Source organism: Vibrio sp. V09_P4A23P171, from assembly GCF_963875615.1.
In the GTDB taxonomy this organism is placed as follows: domain Bacteria; phylum Pseudomonadota; class Gammaproteobacteria; order Enterobacterales; family Vibrionaceae; genus Vibrio; species Vibrio anguillarum.
This window is the reverse complement of the sequence record NZ_CAWNMR010000055.1, coordinates 175,743-193,652: the sequence shown is the minus strand read 5'-3', so window position 1 is coordinate 193,652 and position 17,910 is coordinate 175,743. Positions and strand designations below refer to the sequence as shown.

Below are 17,910 nucleotides of genomic sequence, written 5' to 3'. Positions count from 1 at the left end.
TTGGCAATATAGGCATAAGTGGAATTTAACTATCCAATGGGAGCGTGAATTGTACTTTTAACCCACCTAATTGGCTGCGACTTGCGTGAATCGTACCGCTGTGTTGACGAATGGCACTTTCGGTGATGGCTAAACCTAACCCTGTACCACCACTGTGCCTATCACGCGCAGTGGAAACACGATAAAAGGGGCGGAAAATATCGTCTAACTCGTTTTCGGGAACGCCTTCACCATTGTCTTCCACGCAAACCGATAGTCTGCCTTTTTCGACCGAAAAGGTAATATTGATTTCATCTTTGCCATAGTAAATGGCGTTACGCACAATGTTTTCCAATGCGCTCATCAGCAGTTTTGGTGTACCGGAAATCGTGTGCGGTGGAATCGCATTATAGGTGAGTCTTTTTTCCATCTGCTCCGCCTCAAATTGGGCATCACTCAATAATTCCTCCCATAAACTGGATAGCGGTTGAGTTTGTCGGCTGAGATGGCTATTGGTTTGCATACGCGAAAGCGTCAGAAGTTCACCGATCATCTGCTCTAAACGCTGTGCTTCGGTGTCGATCCGCTCCAATTCTGAGCTGCTACCTTGTTTTCGAGTGGCAAGTGCATTGGCCATTCTCAGTCGCGTTAAAGGGGAGCGCAGTTCGTGTGAAATATCCGACAGCAATCGCTGCTGGCCAGAAATCATCTGATTGACGGCTTCTACCATTTGGTTAAAGCTTTTTCCTGCTTGGCGAAATTCACTGGTGCCTTTTTCTAAGCTTGGGTCGACCACAAATTCGCCGCGAGCGACCCGTTTGGCGGCTTGCTCGAGGCGGCTGGCGGGTTGACTCAATGCCCATGCGAGCCATAAGAGTAGTGGTGTACTGACGAGCATCACGGCAAGCAGTAGGCCGAACGGACGGTCGAATAGTTGCAATAAGAACGGAGGGGGCTCATTCCAGCGAATACCGACAAACATGAGTAGATCTTGCTTAGCAAGGGTAATTGGCAATGGACCTGAAATCATATAACGGCCATAGAGCTTCTGTTGTGGCTTATCAATGGATTCAATGCTGGTCACGAAATTTTGGAGTGCTTTAAACTTAAAGTCGGCTTGAGTTTTGGTGGTGAGAATTGTGCCATCTGGCGTTGTGATAAAGAATTGTGGAGTGCCGTTCTTCTCGCGCATGTGCCCTTCACCACGCTTGTTGCTGCTACTTTCTAAACGAAAGAGGATGCGTGTGAGTTCATGCTCATCTTTAAACATACTCTCTATTTTTTGTTTTAAGTGTGTAAGACGTTGGTATTCATCGCTAGGTATATCACGGGTTTTACGAGGATCAAGGTGCGGCAGTGCTAATACTGCGATCAGCACCAGCAGCATCGTAAACCAAAAAATGGCAAAAATTCTGCCATAAAGGCTGTTGATTTTAGGTAGGCGCATTAATCCTCCAGAATCATGAGGTAGCCACGACCACGCAGCGTTTTAATCCGTGATTTACCATCGACACGCTCAGGTAATTTCTTGCGTAAATTCGAGACGTGCATATCAATCGCGCGGTCAAAGGCCGCCAACCGTTTTCCTAGAACATCAAGGCTGAGCGCTTCTTTAGTTAAGGTTTCGCCTGGGTTTTGCACAAAATGAGTCAGCAAGGCAAATTCCGTGGTGGTAAGGTCCAGCAATTGCCCTTGGCAATAGGCTTCCTGCTTGCTGGGGTATACTTGAATATCTTGGCACTCAATGACTTCATTATGTTTGGTGCCATTGCTGGTTTGGGTTCGGCGCAAAATCGCGCGAATGCGTGCCAGCAGCTCTCGGTCACTGAAAGGCTTCGGTAAATAGTCATCCGCGCCGAGTTCTAGACCGATGACGCGATCGATCTCCTCTCCTTTGGCGGTGAGCATTAATACCGGGGTATGCCAGTTTTCACGTAACTTTTTCAGCGTTTCCATCCCATTAAGTTTAGGCATCATTACATCGAGTAAGACAAGATCAATGCGATCATGAATGGCCGCGAGCCCGCTCTCTCCATCATTCGCTTCAGAGACATCGAAGCCTTCATAGCTCAAGACTTCTTTTAGTAAGCTGGTGAGCTCAGTATCATCATCAATCAGAAGAATATGCGCCATGTGTCGCCTCGTCGTTGGGGAAGTTATGGGTACAGTTTACTGCGAAATAGGCAAGATATTCAGTGAGCGGTAAGCTCTTTACGATTCTTTACGCTCACTATACGTTGCTTTACCGTACAGGCCCTATTCTACACTCAAGCGCTGTGAATACAGCCTGTTAGAATCCACTTAGTGAAGGAATAGATGATGAAAATGGCAAAAAAATTAGTACTTGCGGCGGTGATACTTCCTCTGACTCTTAGCACAGCAAGCGTCTTTGCATTTGGTGGTAAAGATCAGCATAAAGGCCCAAATGATGAGTGTGGCGGTTTTGATCGCGGCATGATGCAGCAGCTTGATTTGACGTCTGATCAACAAGCAAAGCTGAAAGGAATGCGTGAGGCGAATCGCGAAGCGATGAAGGGTGAGCACAAAGGTCAACGCCAAGCGAAAATGAAAGCGCACCATGACAAAGTACAAGCTCTCGTGCTCGCTGAGAACTTTGATGCGGCAGCGGCAAATGAACTAGCCAAAGAGATGGTCGATCAACAGGTCGCTCACCGTGTCAAGATGCTAGAAAAACGTCATGACATGATGAGTGTGCTAACTCCGGAACAAAAAGCAAAACTGCAAACGCTACAACAAGATCGCATGCAGAAGTGCATGGAAAATGGTCCTAAGCACATGAAAAAAAATAGCTAGTCATTGATAACCGCTAATCATTGATAATAGGCCTCGGGTGAGGCCTGTTCATTTTTGTGTCATATTCATTCTTAATTTGAGAAGGTATACTACCTGCTCATTCTCAAGCTGATTTTAGTGATATGAAACAAGAATACGCACGCCTTGTTACGCTTGCTGCCTGGACAGCAACCCTTGTAGCCTCATTGTTGCTGATAGTAAAAGTGATCGCTTGGTGGGTTACTGGCTCGGTCAGCCTACTCGCATCCTTGATTGATTCCTTACTTGATATTGCCGCTTCCGTGGTCAATTTAATTGTGGTGCGTTACGCACTGCAGCCCGCAGATAAAGAGCACGCCTTTGGTCATGGTAAGGCGGAATCGCTTGCGGCTCTTGCCCAAGCGATGTTCATTTCAGGCTCGGCCTGTTTTCTTATCCTCAATGGGGTTGACCGTTTTTTCCGCCCACACGAATTAACTTCTCCTGAATATGGCGTTTATGTCAGCCTGTTTGCAATGCTAGTGACTTTTGGCTTAGTGTTGTTCCAAAAGCATGTGGTGAAAAAAACGGGCAGCCAAGCCATTGCTGCGGATTCATTGCATTACCAAACCGATTTGTTCATGAATGCGGCGATTATGATCGCGCTTATATTGAGCTGGTTTGGCTTTAAACAGGCCGATGCCATCTTTGCGATCGGCATTGGCGTTTATATTCTTTACAGCGCTTTTCGTATGGTGCAAGAGGCCATTCAGACCTTATTGGATCGTAAGTTACCTGATGAGGAATTGAAGCAAATCCGCACAGAATGTCTTTCTGTGGCTGGTGTGTTGGGTGTGCATCAATTAAGAACTCGCATGTCTGGACCTGTAAGATTCATTCAGTTACATCTGGAACTAGATGACAATATCCGCTTGATTGAGGCGCATCGCATTTCCGATGAGGTGGAAGATAAGCTACTCGAGGCTTTCCCGGGAGCTGATGTATTAATCCACCAAGATCCTTATTCTGTGGTGTTTGGACCAGAAAAAAAGCAAAAATCACAAGGGTGGTAGCGACAAAAACGCGCTTATTAACTATCTTTTTAAGAACAATAAATAAGCCTGATTCTGATATGAATCAACAAAGCATTAACTCAAAACTGTAATACTCTTACATAAGTAGCAAACTTACATAATTTCGTGCAAATAACAGTAGTATTCCTCTTTAGGAAAGGTAACATTATGCACAGATTAGAAAGATTTTGCTGTCGGTTTTATCGCTAACGGACAGCGTAAAAAATTAGTATTAAGTTCCCAAAAAATCGAGGGTGAGCATGATTAAGAAGATCGGTGTTTTGACTAGTGGCGGTGACGCACCTGGCATGAACGCAGCAATCCGTGGTGTTGTTCGTACGGCACTCGGTGCTGATTTGGAAGTATTTGGTATTTACGATGGCTACCTTGGTCTTTATGAAGATCGCATTAAAAAATTGGATCGTTCAAGCGTTTCTGACGTTATCAATAAAGGTGGTACTTTCCTAGGTTCTGCGCGTTTCCCTGAATTTCGTGAAGTCGCAGTACGTGAAAAAGCGATCGAGAACCTAAGAAAGCATGGTATTGATGCTTTAGTTGTCATCGGCGGTGACGGTTCTTACATGGGTGCGAAAAAGCTGACCGAAATGGGTTTTCCATGCGTTGGTTTACCAGGCACGATTGATAACGACATTGCTGGTACCGATTACACCATTGGCTACTTAACGGCATTGAATACGGTTATTGATGCGATTGACCGTTTACGTGATACTTCCTCTTCTCATCAACGTATTTCTATTGTTGAAATTATGGGTCGTCATTGCGGTGATTTGACTCTGATGTCGGCGATTGCAGGCGGTTGTGAATACATCATCACCCCTGAAACTGGCCTGAATATGGAGCAACTGATTGCAAATGTTCAAGACGGTATTAAAAAAGGTAAGAAACACGCCATTATTGCACTGACTGAGTTGATGATGGATGCTAACCAACTGGCGAAAGAAATTGAAAAAGCAACGGGACGTGAAACTCGCGCTACCGTTCTGGGTCATATTCAACGCGGTGGTCGCCCGACGGCGTTTGACCGTGTTCTTGCGTCACGCATGGGTAATTTTGCGGTACATTTACTGCTTGATGGCCACGGTGGTCGTTGTGTTGGTATTCAGAAAGAGCAGTTGGTTCACCACGATATTATCGACGCAATTGAAAATATGAAGCGTCCAGTTCGCACTGATTTGTATAAAGTGGCTGAAGAGTTATTCTAATCACTTCTTCCATCTCGGTATAAAGTGATTAAGTAAAAAAGACCGCATTGCGGTCTTTTTTGTCTCTCTATGCTTTGTCTTTAAAATAAAACAGAGCAAAGCACTGGCGGATTACAAAATGATCGCGCGCACTTCTGGGTCTTTACGCTCTAAGTAGTGAATTGATTTAATACGGCGAATGGTACGACAGCGGCCACGAATTAATAGCGTTTCTGTGGTGGCGATGTTGCCTTTGCGGGTAATACCTTCCAGCAGATCCCCTTTGGTGATACCAGTAGCTGAGAAAATGACGTTATCACTGCGGGCCATCTCTTCCATTTTCAACACTATGCCAGCTTCGACACCCATTTCCGCGCAGCGAGCTAACTCTTTTGCACCGTAAATGCGGTTTTCTTCCGTATCGCCTTTGACTTCATGACGTGGTAGTAGACGGCCATGCATGTCACCATCTAGAGCTCGGATGACCGCGGCTGAAACCACTCCTTCAGGTGCACCGCCTATGCAGTACATCACGTCGACTTCACTATCAGGCATGCAAGTTAGGATCGAGGCGGCGACATCGCCATCTGGCACAGCAAACACGCGAACACCCATCTCTTGCATCTGCGCTATGGTGGCATCATGGCGAGGTTTCGCTAAGGTGATCACCACTAGAGTGTCTAATGGTTTATTCAGCGCGGCGGCGATATTTTCTAAATTCTCTTTTAAAGGCTTATTGAGGTCAATGCATCCTTTAGCGCCGGGGCCAACCACCAATTTTTCCATGTACATATCAGGTGCTTTAAGGAAGCTGCCTTTTTCGCCAGCCGCCAAAACAGCCAATGCGTTTGACTGGCCCATTGCCGTCATGCGCGTACCTTCAATAGGATCCACTGCGATATCAACCGCATCGCCACCAAGGCCAACAAGCTCGCCAATGTAGAGCATTGGAGCATCGTCAATTTCGCCTTCACCGATTACAATTTCACCTTGGATGTCAGTTTTATTGAGTAGGTTGCGCATGACTTCTACCGCTGCGCCATCGGCCGCATTTTTATCGCCTCGGCCAAGCCATTTGTAACCTGCCAGTGCGGCACCTTCAGTGACTCGAGAGAATGCCATTGCTAAATCGCGTTTCATGCTAGCTCCAAAGAAAAGGGAATAGGAAATTTCGGCGGGAATTTTAGCATATCAAATAGTAAACGTTTGCTTTTTTAGTTCACAAGGATTGCACTTGATCAAAGCTAAGCCTCAAATTGAGCAAATCTATGGCTAGATAAAGTGTTTTTCGGCCTAGGTTTGGCGCTTAAGTGAGTTGACGGTTAAGTTGAGCCGATTTTTTAGCCAAATAGCGAGAAAATTTGCATATAGTGAGTGTTTCTGAGCGCTGTGCTGAGTAGAATGAACCAATAAGTGAAATTTTGTTCACCTCAACCGAATAACTAAGGGTATGCACCATGTCTTTTGAAGTATTAGAACTACTAGAAGCAAAAATTCAAACCGCAGTTGACACCATCGCACTTCTACAAATGGAAGTGGAAGAGCTTAAAGAAGAGAAACAGCAGCTCGTGAATGAAGCGAATGAGCTAAAAGTAGCGCGTGAAGAGCTTGAGCAAAAAGCGCAACAAATGGAGCAAGAGCAGAGTGCATGGCAAGATCGTATTCGTAGCTTACTTGGTAAAATGGACGACGTGGAATAATCTGCTCGCTTAAGTGATACCACAACGCCGACATCAAGTCGGCGTTACTTTTAATCAATCATCGCGTTTTATCACGAGCAACATTTACCAATAATAGCGTTATGAGTGTAGAGAAAGTTTATGCTTTCGGTCTTACGCCCAACGTATGGCACAATGCGTAGGTCATTTCAGCGCGATTGAGCGTATAGAAATGGAAGTCTTTGACACCTTCACGGCTTAAAATGCGAACCATGTCAATTGCTTGGCTTGCACCCACGAGCTGGCGTGTGGTTGGGTCATCATCTAATCCATTAAATTGTTTCGCCATCCATCCGGGGACTTTAACGTTGTTTTGCGCGGCAAAGCGAGAAGCTTGTTTAAAGTTTGATACCGGTAGAATGCCCGGTACAATTTCAGCATCAATACCAGCGGCTACGCAGCGGTCGCGAAATCGTAAGTAGCTTTCAACATCAAAAAAGAATTGAGTAATTGCGCGGTTTGCACCTGCATCAATTTTGCGTTTTAGATTGACCAGATCGGATTGCGCGCTTTTCGCTTCAGGGTGGACTTCTGGAAATGCCGCGACAGAAATATCAAAATCATGGCGAGATTTGAGTAGAGTAACTAAGTCGGAAGCATACATTTCTGGTTTGCCGCCACCAGCGGGAATATCGCCACGCAGCGCAACTATGTTCTGGATGCCGTTGTGCCAGTAGTCATCGGCAATCTGAATCAGCTCATCGCGAGAGGCATCAATGCAAGTGAGGTGCGGTGCTGCAATAAGGCCAGTTTGATCTTTAATCTCTTTAATGATCGAATGGGTGCGGTCGCGCTCGCCAGAGTTTGCTCCGTAAGTCACAGAAACAAATTTAGGTTGTAGGGTTTTTAAACGGTGAACGGAATTCCACAATGTCTCTTCCATTTGCGCTGAGCTGGGTGGAAAAAACTCAAATGAGACATTGATATTATCTGATAGCTCAGCCACGTTCTGGTTGAGTGCATCAATATGACCGGCGTGCGTGTATCCCATTTTATTTCTCCCTGTGGCGTTCTTCCGCCAATCTATCATTCCTTAAGTTGACGTTTAGACGTCTATATGTCCACAGAATGTATTGAATAGCATTTAATGTCAACACTGTAATTATGAATATTATTCATGTTGATTGTGAGTGACCTTCAAGTCATGCTCAACCTCGGTATGCATGACCTAATATCATCCTTTCGCAGTTAAATTAAGGAGCCTAGTGGCCCCTTAATCTGGAATAAGCTGGAGTGTTACAGCAAGCTTGACAGCAAGTTGAGGTCCGATTGGATAGCTCCTGCTGTCACTTCTCTACCAGCGCCCGGGCCACGAATCACTAACGGGTTATCGCGATACCATTTACTCTCGATAGCAAAAATGTTGTCACAAGGTAAAAGGTTAGCCAAAGCGTGTTCACGCTCTAAAGCTTCAACCCCCACCGTTGCTTTGCCATTTTTCTCAAGCCTTGCGACATAGCGTAGCACTTTATCTTCACGTTGTGCTTTGGTTAGTCTCTCTGCTAATTTTTCACTCAGCAGTTGGCCTTTGTCTAAAAAGTCATCCAGTGAGAGGTGCTTGAGCTCATCAGGAACCAGTGATTCAACTTTGACATTTTCCGGTTCGATATGTAATCCCGCTTCACGGGCTAGGATCACCAGTTTGCGCATTACGTCTGAACCATCCAGATCGCTGCGCGGATCAGGCTCGGTAAGTCCTTGTTGCCATGCTAAATCGACCAGTTCGCTAAACGGTATTGAGCCGTCGAATTGCTGAAATAACCAAGATAAAGTGCCAGAGAAAATACCAGAGAGGGCGACGATTTCATCACCGCTTTCACGTAAATCACGTACCGTGTGGTTAATGGGTAAGCCTGCGCCAACCGTCGCGTTGTAGAGCCAATGGCGGCTAATTTTCGCGAACGCTTCTTTTATTTGGTGGTAATCGACGCTAGAGGAAGAGCCCGCGACTTTATTCGCTGAGATGAGGTGCACCCCATTTTCAGCAATGTTGAGGTAGTGATCAGCCAGTTCTTTGCTTGCGGTTACATCGAGCACAACCGCTTCGTCATATCCTTGAATATTGCTTAATCGTTGGAGCCAAGCCATTCCTTCACTGGCAATCGCTTCATCGTCAAAATGCTTTAAAACCGATGCTGCATCAATCCCTTGCTCATCAAACCAATAGGTTTGGCTATCGACCACCGCGACCAACTCGAAGTTCATGCCATGGCGTTTTTCTAACTCTGATTTTTGTTCAGCAAAGAGTTTTAACCAACTCGAACCAATGTTGCCTTTGCCACACAGTGCCAGTGCGACCCGTTTTTGCGCCTGAAATAGTTGGTTGTGCATACCCACCACTAAGGGGGTGATCGGCGTTTTACGCAGTACCGCAACTAAACTCAGCCCAGATTCGGCTTCACAGATAAACTCGATCGGTGATGAACGTAGCTGTTGATAAAAGCCGTAGCAGTGATTGGGGTTTTTCGTCACTCCCGCACCCACAGCACCCACTAATGAAAAGCCTTCTTTGAGTTTAATTTCTGCTTCAAAAGCGGCATCTTGCAGATGGGCTAGGGCTCCGCCTGAAATCTCAGCAGTATAGGCAAGACGCAGTTGGTGTTGATCGGCTTGAGTATCGAAAGCTAGCGGTTCGAGTTGAGCACGACGCAAGCTGCGTAGTACATCATTTTGTAGGCGCTGGAAGTCATGCCCGTGAGCAAAATTAAGCTCAATCAACAGCACATCATCAAGTGAAGTAATGATTTTGGCACCGCGTCCCGATGCCAATACACGCTCAATACGAGTCGATCCTGCTTCGGGTTGATAACTGCAGCGCAAGTGCAAATCCATGGTGCTTTGCGCCACGGGCTGCAAAGTTCGGCTGTGCAATACTGGGGCGGCAAGGCGTGCTAACTCGTTGGTTTCGTCCAAACGCAGTAGCGGCAGTAAACAGGCATCACTGACAATGCGCGGGTCGGCGCTATAAACACCGGCCACATCACTCCAAATCGTTACCCGGTTTACTTCCGCAAGTGCGCCGATCATAGTGGCGGAGTAATCAGAGCCATTGCGCCCAAGTAGCACAGTATCACCTTGTTCACTGCGAGCCATAAAGCCTGTGATGATCACTCGGTGATGCGCGTGTTGTGCCAAAATTTCTTTCAGCAAAGGGTAGGAGCGAGCGCGATCCACTTCCGGTTGTGTGCCTGCTTGCGCGCGAAGAAATTCGCGGGCGTCTTGTGCCACAGCCGCAAGATTATGTTGATTGAGTAACGCCGCCAATAAGCGTGATGACCACACTTCACCATGGCCAAGTACCGCCGCTTGTTGAGCTGGCGATAGGGGCGCGCAAAGCTGACCCAAGGTGCGAATTTCGTTGGTGAGTAAAGTGATGAGTGGTTGCGCTGCATCTTCATCGAGCAGCGCGTTGATTAAATCGATTTGGTACTGACGGACCGATTGCAAGTTCTCATGAGCTACTCGGCCATCTTTATTGAGAGCGTCGAGAAATTCGATTAAACGATTGGTGGTTTTTCCTGCGGCAGAAACCACCACCAAATCATCAGCTTGAGAATACTCTTTTAAGATATTAACGACCCGTTTGTAGCATTCAGGATCGGCAAGGCTGCTACCGCCAAACTTGTGCAATTGACGTAGGGCAGTCATTAATAGGCCTCCTTCGCTTTAGCAAAGGCTTGAGCGAGATCGTCAATCAAATCTTGGGCATCTTCTAAGCCGACCGATAGGCGTAATAGCTGCTGTGAAACACCGGCTTCGGCCAACGCTTCTTCGCCCATCGCTCGGTGAGTCATCGAAGCGGGGTGGCAGATTAAGCTCTCCACGCCTCCTAATGATTCTGCCAGTGAGAATAATGTTAACTGAGAGACAAAATATTTGAGCTGTTCAAAGCTGCCCGCAAACTCAAAACTTAGCATAGATCCAAAGCCAGATTGCTGCTTTTTCGCTATCTCATGGCCAGGATGCTCTGGCAAACTCGGGTGATAAATGACCTTTACTAAGGCTTCGCTTTGCAGATAGTCCAAAATGGCACGTGAGCTTTCCTCATGGACGCGCATTCTTGCGCCTAAGGTACGAATGCCACGCAGCGTCATATAGCTATCAAAAGGGGTTCCCGTTGAGCCAAGGCAGTTGCCCCACCATGCTAGCTCTTCAGCGTGCTGCTCTGTTTTGGTGATAACAACTCCGCCAATCACATCGGAGTGGCCGTTGATGAATTTGGTGGTGGAGTGGATGACAAAATCTGCGCCCAACTCTAATGGTTTTTGGAAGACTGGCGTTAAGAAGGTGTTGTCAACCGCCACTAATGCACCGACGGCGTGTGCTTGTTGGCAAATATCAGCAATATCTACCACGCGAACTAATGGGTTGGATGGGGTTTCAATGAGTACCAATTTGGGTTTTTTCGCCAAAGCAGCCTGCAAAGCGTTTGGATCGGATTGATCAATAAAGAGTGTCTTAAAATCGCCTTTTTTGGCGCGTGTATTAAACAGGCGATATGTGCCACCGTAACAGTCATGCGGGGCCACAATCAGATCGTCAGGACTTAAAAAGGCGGAAACCCATAGATTCAGCGCCGAAGTGCCACAGTTAGTCACCACCGCGCCTTGACCCGATTCTAGTTCAAACAACGCTTTTTCGAGCAGACCGCGATTCGGGTTGCCAGAGCGTGTGTAATCGTATTTAGGCACTTCACCAAACGCAGGAAAGCTATAATTTGTCGAAAGATAAATTGGAGGCACAACAGCATGATATTGAGAGTCGGATTCAATACCGGTTCTAACGGCGATGGTGGCTGGCTTGCGAGTGGTCATGACGGTTTCCTTACTTAATTAAACTCAATAAACTGACTTTTATTGAGGGGTTCCTGCTTTATCTGGGGACAACGAAAGGGCAACGTCCATTGTCTCGAGTATTAGCTATATCCGATAGTGCGTGAGATTGCTATCCCCTTTCTAACTTGAAGTTGCTGCGATGTTGGCTAGATTCACCTACTTCAATCACATAGTCTGGTTGCCTTGACTTGCCGCTCTGCTGAAATTTCAAGTATTTCGGGTATCTCTTTGTCGATAATGGCACACTTTACTGAACTCAAAAGAAGACGTCAATATATCTAGACGTCTATATGTCTTTGCTTGTGGCGGTAAATCCCGCTAAAATCCAACTTTCAAATTTTTAACGACCAATTACGATAACGAAGGTGCGCAATGGCAGACTGGAATGGGGAATACATTAGCCCATATGCTGAACATGGGAAGAAGAGTGAGCAAGTCAAAAAAATCACCGTTTCAATCCCATTGAAAGTGTTGAAAGTATTAACTGATGAGCGCACTCGCCGTCAAATCAATAACTTACGCCACGCAACGAACAGTGAGCTGCTGTGTGAAGCCTTCTTGCATGCTTATACCGGTCAACCTTTACCGACCGACGAAGATTTGAGAAAAGATCGTCCAGACGATATTCCGACGGAAGCAAAAGCATTAATGACCGCTATGGGCATTGAATTTGAAGCGTATGATGATGAAGAAGTGTAGCGCGTAATTGCGGTACAACGAGATAAAATCGAGAGGATACTGGGTAAGTTGCCATTGTGACTTTGGCTCTGTGTCTCAGAATATAAAAAAACCGCTGAAAGTCAGCGGTTTTTTTTCGAGCAAGGCATTTAGCCGCTCAAGCTTGTGATTATTCTTGCATGTAATTGACAGGCATCTCGATTCGAGCGACGCCAGAGTCAACCGCTGCTTGAGCAACCGCTTTAGCAACACGAGGCAGTAGGCGTGGGTCCATCGGTTTTGGAATGATGTATTCAGGGCCGAAACTTAACGCTTTTACGCCTGCAGCTTTCAACACTTCAGCCGGCACTTCTTCTTTAGCCAGTTCACGTATTGCCTCAACTGCGGCTAGCTTCATTTGGTCATTAATTTCACTAGCACGGACATCCAAAGCGCCACGGAAAATAAATGGGAAGCACAACACATTGTTGACTTGGTTTGGATAATCGCTACGGCCTGTGCCGAGAATTAAATCGTCACGTACCGCGCGTGCGAGTTCCGGTTTAATTTCTGGATCCGGGTTTGAGCAAGCAAATACGATCGGTTTATCGGCCATTAATTTTAGCGCTTCGGCAGGCAGCAGGTTGGGGCCTGACACACCTAGGAATAAGTCAGCGCCTTCAATCACATCTTCCAGTGTGCGTTTGTCGGTGTTATTAGCAAACAACTGCTTATATTCATTGATGTCATCGCGACGAGTATGAATCACACCTTTGCGATCAAGCATGTAGATTTTTTCACGCATTGCGCCGCACTTAATCAATAGTTCCATGCAAGCGGTGGCTGCTGCGCCAGCGCCAAGACAGACGATAGTGCATTCGTTGAGTTTCTTGCCTTGCAGTTCAATCGCATTGAGCATGCCAGCGGCAGTAACAATCGCAGTGCCGTGTTGATCGTCATGGAAAACAGGCACATTACAGCGTTCGATCAAACGGCGTTCAATCTCAAAGCAATCTGGTGCTTTGATATCTTCTAAGTTGATGCCGCCAAAGGTGTCGGCGATGTTGGCAACCGTATCGACAAATTCATCGATTGTGCGGTGTTTTACTTCAATATCAATTGAATCAAGCCCAGCAAAGCGTTTAAACAGTAGCGCTTTTCCTTCCATGACGGGCTTGGAAGCCATCGGACCTAAGTTACCTAAACCAAGAATAGCCGTGCCGTTTGAGATCACAGCGACGGTGTTGCCTTTCGCAGTGTATTTATAAACGTTGTCGATGTTCTGTGCGATTTCACGAACCGGTTCAGCGACGCCCGGGCTGTAAGCTAAAGCAAGGTCTTCAGCCGAGTCGGCAGGCTTAGTTAGTGAAATGGCAATTTTACCTGCGGTTGGGTAAGCATGGTAATCGAGTGCGCGTTGGCGAAATTGTTCTTCTGCCGTTAATTCTTGGTGAGTGTCATCAGACATAGGTATAAGTGCTCGTGTTGGATTGGAAAAGGTCCATAATTCTAATGGATGTCGCTCAAACTTCCTAGGCGGGAACCTGACGTGCTTCATCAAAAAATGGAGAAAATGTCGCAGATAAGACCAGTGCGTACTGACAACTATACAAAAAATGCCAACAAAAAAGGATGCCGAAGCATCCTTTTTTAATTTTCTAGCAAAAAAGAAATTATTTGCTAGAAAGAGCACCGAAACGCTTGTTGAAGCGATCTACACGGCCGCCAGTATCAACGATACGTTGCTTACCAGTGTAGAATGGGTGACATTTGTCACACACGTCTAGGTGGATAGAATCTTTGCCTAGCGTTGAGCTGAACTCGAAAGAGTTGCCGCAAGAACAAGTCGCGCTAACTGCTTTGTACTCTGGATGGATACCAGCTTTCATGGGATAACCTCAAATTGGGCCGCGTCGCTATCCGAATCTATGCCGGACACCACACGTAGTTAATAAAAAAATGTTGATACCGCTGACTGCTTAACATCAAGCAAGAAGCCATATCATCAAGGCGCGATATATTAATGAATCCTCTTCAGTGGATCAAGCCATTTCGCCGCTATTTTCGCCACATTTTTGTCCAATGACGAAGCTCGAATTTCGGTGACGCATCCAGTAGACTGTCTTTTCACATTTTTTGTAGAACGAACGGTCGATTATGCGCCCCACCATTGCACGCGTTGCCTTACCTGTCCCATTGGATAAGCAGTTTGATTATCAGATCCCAAGTCATCTGTTTCCGATTGTTGGTGGACGAGTGTCGGTGCCATTTGGTCGGCAAACTCTGGTGGGTATCGTCACCGCTATAGTCAGTGAGTCTGAGTTTTCAGTCGATCAATTAAAGCCGCTAAAAGCGGTGCTCGATAGCCAGCCAGTCTGGCCAGAGAAACTCTATCAATTGCTGTTGTGGTGTAGCCAGTTTTATCAATACCCATTAGGCGACACGTTATTTAATGCCTTGCCTGGCGCATTACGCAAAGGGAAAGCGGCCGATTTTTCGACCTTAGTGGAGTGGCAACTGACGCCCAGTGGGCGCGATCAACTCATGCAAGGATTTGGGCGAGCGGTAAAGCAAGCCAAAGTGATGGTGATGCTTGAGTCTGGCGCTGTGCCCCATCAACTGTTTATTGATGAAGAGGTAGGTAGCAGCGTACTCAAAACCTTACAAGAGAAAGGCTGGATAGAATCACTGGAAAAACGGCCGACACTGACGGCTTGGCCGCAAAATGTTGAAGCGGATGTGGAAAAGCCCAAGCTCAACCAAGAACAAGCGATCGCGATTGCTTCAATTAATAGCCATCACCATTTCGCATGCTATTTACTTGAAGGGGTCACCGGTTCAGGGAAAACCGAAGTTTATCTAAACTTAATCAAGCCCGTTTTAGAAAAAGGACGTCAGGCATTGGTACTGGTGCCTGAGATTGGTCTAACACCACAAACCATTAACCGCTTTCGTAAGCGATTTAATGTGCCAGTTGCCGTGGTCCACTCGGGGCTCAATGAAACCGAGCGCCTCAACGCGTGGTTAGCGGCGCGTGATAATATTGCGGGCATTATCATTGGTACTCGCTCAGCGCTGCTAACGCCTTTTGCAGACCTAGGTATCATCATTGTTGATGAAGAGCACGACGCTTCGTATAAACAGCAAGATAGCCTACGCTACCATGCAAGAGATGTTGCGGTAATGCGTGCAAACCTTGAGCAGATCCCGATTGTGCTTGGTTCTGCCACTCCAGCATTAGAAACGTTGCATAATGCATTGAGCGGCAAATATCATCACTTAAGCTTAACTCAGCGTGCGGGCGTAGCGGTTCCCACTAAAAACAAGGTGTTGGATGTGAAAGGCCTGTTTTTAGAGAGTGGTTTATCAGCGCCGCTGATTGCTGAGATGAGAAAACACCTCAGCGCAGGTAACCAAGTGATGCTGTTTCTCAATCGGCGCGGCTTCTCGCCCGCGCTGATGTGCCATGAATGCGGTTGGATTGCCGAGTGTAAACGTTGCGATGCGTACTATACCTTTCACCAATATAGCAGTGACATGCGTTGTCACCATTGTGGCTCGCAACGTCCGGTGGTTCATCAGTGTCAAGGTTGTGGTTCCACTCAGTTGGTTACGGTTGGGGTAGGTACCGAGCAACTTGAAGCGCAACTGGCGCAGCTTTTCCCCGAATATAAAACGGTGCGTATTGATCGCGATAGTACGCGTCGTAAAGGCAGTTTAGAAAGTGCGTTATCATCGATTCGCCAAGGTGAGTATCAGATTTTAATTGGCACGCAGATGCTCGCTAAAGGGCACCATTTTCCCGATGTGACTTTAGTAGCGTTATTGGATGTGGATGGTTCGCTATACAGCAGTGATTTTCGCGCCGCCGAACGCTTGGCGCAGCTATTTACTCAAGTGGCAGGTCGAGCAGGGCGCGCGAGTAAACCCGGCGAAGTGATTTTACAAACGCATCACCCGGAACACAGTTTGCTGCAAGCATTGTTGCAAAAGGATTATCGTCATTTTGCAGAAACCGCGTTAGAAGAGCGGAAAATAGCGATGTTGCCGCCTTACACCTATCTCACTCTGTTTAAAGCGGAATCCAATCAAGCTTCGATGGTGGAAGAGTTTTTACGCCAAATTAGGCATACGTTAGAAGCGCATCCGTTATTTGATGATTCGTGCTTAGTATTAGGGCCAACCCCAGCACCATTGGCGAAAAGAGCGGGCAAATATCGCTGGCAGTTATTACTGCAAACTCAACATCGCTCCAAAATGCAAAAACTATTGATGAGTGCTAAGCCTGCGATTGGACTGTTACCATTAGCCAAGAAAATTCGCTGGTCGTTAGATATTGAACCGCAAGATCTCAGTTAAACCTCAGTAGCGTTTTCGATGAAATGAGATGTAACATATTGAAGCAATCGAATGCTAAAACGGTTACTGTTATTTTTGTCAGCCTATTTAATCCTCTCTAATGTGAGTGGCTTCACGCTTATTATGTAAAATTTGTTAATCTGACCGTAACTTTCTGGGTGGAAATGAATAGACTATCACTCATATATCCGCTGTGAATAACAGCTCAGCGTTCAAAATGGATAACCAGATTTTACAACCGGATTTTATAAACATAACAACGGGTGATTTCAGCCCAGTAACAACTTTTAAAGAGGTTAATTTCTATGGCGACAATGAAGGATGTTGCCCAGCTTGCAGGTGTATCAACCGCCACAGTATCTAGGGCGTTGATGAACCCTGAAAAAGTATCATCTTCAACGCGAAAGCGTGTCGAAGATGCTGTTTTGGAAGCTGGTTACTCACCAAATTCTCTCGCTCGCAACTTACGTCGTAATGAATCTAAAACTATTGTCGCTATCGTGCCTGATATTTGTGACCCTTACTTCACAGAGATCATTCGTGGTATCGAAGATGCGGCGATGGAACATGGTTATTTAGTACTGTTGGGTGATAGTGGTCAGCAGAAAAAGCGAGAAAGTTCGTTAGTTAACCTCGTATTTACTAAGCAGGCCGATGGCATGTTGTTGCTGGGAACGGATTTGCCGTTTGATGTTAGTAAGCCGGAGCAAAAAAACCTGCCACCTATGGTCATGGCATGTGAATTTGCGCCAGAACTTGAGTTGCCGACGGTACATATTGATAACCTTACTTCAGCGTTTGAAGCGGTGAACTATTTGACGCAGCTCGGGCACAAACGCATCGCGCAAATATCGGGGCCAGCAGAGGCCACGCTGTGTAAGTTCCGCCATCAAGGTTATCAACAAGCTTTACGCCGCGCAGGAATTACCATGAACCCTAATTATTGCACTTATGGTGATTTTACTTTTGAAGCTGGGGCTAAAGCACTGCGCCAATTATTGGCGTTATCTGAGCCACCCACAGCCATTTTTAGTCATAATGACAGTATGGCGATCGGTGTCATTAAAGAAGCCAAAAAATTGGGTTTGCGCGTTCCACAAGATATTTCAGTGGTGGGATTTGATGATATTCAATTTGCGCTCTACTGCGATCCACCGTTAACGACCATCTCACAGCCGCGCTATGAGATAGGGCGTCAAGCGATGCTCATGATGCTCGATCTTCTTCGCGGTCAAGAGGTTGGCGCAGGTTCTCGACTATTAGAAACCAAGTTAGTGATTCGAGAAAGCGCAGCACCTCCTCGCTTGAGCTAACC

General features: G+C 46.5%; 15 protein-coding genes. 7 read left to right on the top strand and 8 right to left on the bottom strand.

Translation table 11 applies throughout. The features are described from left to right. Positions 1-25 precede the first annotated feature (25 nt). Both cpxA and AACT23_RS14740 read right to left on the bottom strand, forming a co-directional pair. Positions 26-1,426: an envelope stress sensor histidine kinase CpxA gene (cpxA, locus tag AACT23_RS14745; RefSeq protein ID WP_094127518.1), complete on the bottom strand. Its 1,401-nt coding sequence runs from the start codon at positions 1,424-1,426 to the stop codon at positions 26-28. Next, a complete protein-coding gene (locus AACT23_RS14740; RefSeq protein ID WP_013855837.1) occupies positions 1,426-2,112 on the bottom strand; it encodes a response regulator in 687 nt (228 codons plus the stop codon). Before AACT23_RS14740 ends, cpxA begins: the two co-directional genes overlap by 1 nt. 183 nt (positions 2,113-2,295) lie before the next feature. Here AACT23_RS14740 and AACT23_RS14735 point away from each other — a divergent pair, with 183 nt between their 5' ends. From AACT23_RS14735 to pfkA, 3 genes are all read left to right on the top strand, one after another. Then, positions 2,296-2,793 carry a CpxP family protein gene (locus AACT23_RS14735; RefSeq protein ID WP_019281508.1) on the top strand — a complete coding sequence of 166 codons (498 nt, stop codon included), beginning with the start codon at positions 2,296-2,298 and terminating at the stop codon, positions 2,791-2,793. A gap of 122 nt (positions 2,794-2,915) precedes the next feature. After that, positions 2,916-3,824: a CDF family cation-efflux transporter FieF gene (fieF, locus tag AACT23_RS14730; protein WP_010318335.1), complete on the top strand. Its 909-nt coding sequence runs from the start codon at positions 2,916-2,918 to the stop codon at positions 3,822-3,824. Positions 3,825-4,084: 260 nt separating this feature from the next. Beyond that, the gene (gene pfkA / locus AACT23_RS14725; RefSeq protein WP_026027886.1) at positions 4,085-5,047 is read left to right on the top strand and encodes a 6-phosphofructokinase; all 963 of its coding nucleotides are present in this window, start codon (positions 4,085-4,087) and stop codon (positions 5,045-5,047) included. Between the two features lie 111 nt (positions 5,048-5,158). Here the strand turns inward: pfkA and glpX are convergent, their stop codons facing one another. Then, complete coding sequence (glpX, locus tag AACT23_RS14720; protein WP_064625978.1) at positions 5,159-6,166, bottom strand: class II fructose-bisphosphatase; 1,008 nt, start codon at positions 6,164-6,166, stop codon at positions 5,159-5,161. Between the two features lie 317 nt (positions 6,167-6,483). On the opposite strand from glpX, the gene zapB reads away from it, so the two are divergent. Next, positions 6,484-6,726: a cell division protein ZapB gene (zapB, locus tag AACT23_RS14715; protein ID WP_013855843.1), complete on the top strand. Its 243-nt coding sequence runs from the start codon at positions 6,484-6,486 to the stop codon at positions 6,724-6,726. A gap of 118 nt (positions 6,727-6,844) precedes the next feature. On the opposite strand, the gene metF is transcribed toward zapB, so the two are convergent. From metF to AACT23_RS14700, 3 genes are all read right to left on the bottom strand, one after another. Beyond that, on the bottom strand, positions 6,845-7,735 hold the full coding sequence (metF, locus tag AACT23_RS14710) for a methylenetetrahydrofolate reductase (RefSeq protein ID WP_017043191.1): 891 nt from the start codon (positions 7,733-7,735) through the stop codon (positions 6,845-6,847). A gap of 245 nt (positions 7,736-7,980) precedes the next feature. Then, entirely contained in the window at positions 7,981-10,392 is a 2,412-nt protein-coding gene (locus AACT23_RS14705) for a bifunctional aspartate kinase/homoserine dehydrogenase II (protein WP_081245075.1), read from the bottom strand. Then, the gene (locus AACT23_RS14700; RefSeq protein ID WP_017049224.1) at positions 10,392-11,558 is read right to left on the bottom strand and encodes an O-succinylhomoserine (thiol)-lyase; all 1,167 of its coding nucleotides are present in this window, start codon (positions 11,556-11,558) and stop codon (positions 10,392-10,394) included. The genes AACT23_RS14705 and AACT23_RS14700 overlap by 1 nt, the downstream gene beginning before the upstream one ends. A 393-nt stretch (positions 11,559-11,951) precedes the next feature. Here AACT23_RS14700 and metJ point away from each other — a divergent pair, with 393 nt between their 5' ends. After that, the gene (gene metJ, locus AACT23_RS14695; RefSeq protein ID WP_010318342.1) at positions 11,952-12,278 is read left to right on the top strand and encodes a met regulon transcriptional regulator MetJ; all 327 of its coding nucleotides are present in this window, start codon (positions 11,952-11,954) and stop codon (positions 12,276-12,278) included. 148 nt (positions 12,279-12,426) lie between these two features. Here metJ and AACT23_RS14690 read toward each other — a convergent pair whose 3' ends face one another. Both AACT23_RS14690 and rpmE read right to left on the bottom strand, forming a co-directional pair. Next, positions 12,427-13,704 carry a malic enzyme-like NAD(P)-binding protein gene (locus tag AACT23_RS14690; RefSeq protein WP_026027888.1) on the bottom strand — a complete coding sequence of 426 codons (1,278 nt, stop codon included), beginning with the start codon at positions 13,702-13,704 and terminating at the stop codon, positions 12,427-12,429. Positions 13,705-13,909: 205 nt separating this feature from the next. Continuing rightward, positions 13,910-14,125, bottom strand: a complete 216-nt coding sequence (gene rpmE, locus AACT23_RS14685; RefSeq protein ID WP_010318344.1) for a 50S ribosomal protein L31 — start codon at positions 14,123-14,125, stop codon at positions 13,910-13,912. Positions 14,126-14,393: 268 nt separating this feature from the next. On the opposite strand from rpmE, the gene priA reads away from it, so the two are divergent. Further along, on the top strand, positions 14,394-16,595 hold the full coding sequence (gene priA / locus AACT23_RS14680; RefSeq protein ID WP_094127515.1) for a primosomal protein N': 2,202 nt from the start codon (positions 14,394-14,396) through the stop codon (positions 16,593-16,595). A gap of 305 nt (positions 16,596-16,900) precedes the next feature. Beyond that, positions 16,901-17,908, top strand: coding sequence for a DNA-binding transcriptional regulator CytR (gene cytR, locus AACT23_RS14675; RefSeq protein ID WP_017043195.1), 1,008 nt, complete (start codon positions 16,901-16,903; stop codon positions 17,906-17,908). Positions 17,909-17,910: the final 2 nt, after the last annotated feature.

Coding starts and splice junctions, on each gene's coding strand:
- cpxA (WP_094127518.1), bottom strand. CDS start 1,426: ATGCGCCTACCTAAAATCAACAGCCTTTATGGCAGAATTTTTGCCATT.
- AACT23_RS14740 (WP_013855837.1), bottom strand. CDS start 2,112: ATGGCGCATATTCTTCTGATTGATGATGATACTGAGCTCACCAGCTTA.
- AACT23_RS14735 (WP_019281508.1), top strand. CDS start 2,296: ATGATGAAAATGGCAAAAAAATTAGTACTTGCGGCGGTGATACTTCCT.
- fieF (WP_010318335.1), top strand. CDS start 2,916: ATGAAACAAGAATACGCACGCCTTGTTACGCTTGCTGCCTGGACAGCA.
- pfkA (WP_026027886.1), top strand. CDS start 4,085: ATGATTAAGAAGATCGGTGTTTTGACTAGTGGCGGTGACGCACCTGGC.
- glpX (WP_064625978.1), bottom strand. CDS start 6,166: ATGAAACGCGATTTAGCAATGGCATTCTCTCGAGTCACTGAAGGTGCC.
- zapB (WP_013855843.1), top strand. CDS start 6,484: ATGTCTTTTGAAGTATTAGAACTACTAGAAGCAAAAATTCAAACCGCA.
- metF (WP_017043191.1), bottom strand. CDS start 7,735: ATGGGATACACGCACGCCGGTCATATTGATGCACTCAACCAGAACGTG.
- AACT23_RS14705 (WP_081245075.1), bottom strand. CDS start 10,392: ATGACTGCCCTACGTCAATTGCACAAGTTTGGCGGTAGCAGCCTTGCC.
- AACT23_RS14700 (WP_017049224.1), bottom strand. CDS start 11,558: ATGACCACTCGCAAGCCAGCCACCATCGCCGTTAGAACCGGTATTGAA.
- metJ (WP_010318342.1), top strand. CDS start 11,952: ATGGCAGACTGGAATGGGGAATACATTAGCCCATATGCTGAACATGGG.
- AACT23_RS14690 (WP_026027888.1), bottom strand. CDS start 13,704: ATGTCTGATGACACTCACCAAGAATTAACGGCAGAAGAACAATTTCGC.
- rpmE (WP_010318344.1), bottom strand. CDS start 14,125: ATGAAAGCTGGTATCCATCCAGAGTACAAAGCAGTTAGCGCGACTTGT.
- priA (WP_094127515.1), top strand. CDS start 14,394: ATGCGCCCCACCATTGCACGCGTTGCCTTACCTGTCCCATTGGATAAG.
- cytR (WP_017043195.1), top strand. CDS start 16,901: ATGGCGACAATGAAGGATGTTGCCCAGCTTGCAGGTGTATCAACCGCC.